Raw genomic sequence first — 636 nt, forward strand, 5'->3', positions numbered from 1 at the left:
GAACTCGAAAGGGTAGTGTCTATGAAAATAACAACATCTGTTAGTAACACTGGTGGATCATTTATCCGAGCTATGGAAAATCTTGGTAAAACTGATTACAGTAGTATGCTAGCAAGTGAAGGTAGAGCAGCAGTTACAGAATTTGCTGCAAACACTCCTCGAGATACTGGTAAAACAGCAGGCTCTTGGCACAGTGATGTAGCTACCACAAAATATGGTTATGATCTGATAATTTCAAATGATAGTCTTACGAATAGTGGTGTTCCAATTCCTGTGATTATAAACACTGGACACGGTACTCGTACTGGGGGTTACGTTCCACCGTTTAGATTCATAGATCCAATTGTGAACTCATTAGGCGAAAGAATATCAACAAACGTAGAGAAAGGACTTCGAAATGGCTAGTAGACCAGTTGAAGAAAAAATTGTTAAACTATCCGTCGATAATGCTAACTTTAAAAGAGCGCTTTCGGAGTCAGCTCAGGCGTTTAGTAATTTTGGATCTTCACTAGGTAATGTACGAACTGAAGGACTTAAGGGAGTCGAGGCATCTGCTAAAGGTGTTGGTGCTAGTCTTAAGAACCTTGTAAGTAACATTCCTATCATTGGAGGTATTGCCTCTAAAATAATGGATAT

At 39.3% G+C, this 636-nt stretch carries 2 protein-coding genes; both read left to right on the forward strand.

What is annotated here, in order from left to right:
* Window positions 1-405 (forward strand): hypothetical protein (locus tag N1032_RS26030; protein ID WP_259543522.1); only part of this gene is annotated, 405 nt, incomplete at its 5' end.
* Window positions 398-636, forward strand: a 239-nt coding sequence (locus tag N1032_RS26035; protein WP_259543523.1) for a hypothetical protein, incomplete at its 3' end; no start/stop codon positions are given. The genes N1032_RS26030 and N1032_RS26035, both read left to right, overlap by 8 nt.

The organism is Herbiconiux daphne (assembly GCF_024979295.1).
GTDB lineage: Bacteria > Actinomycetota > Actinomycetes > Actinomycetales > Microbacteriaceae > Herbiconiux > Herbiconiux daphnes.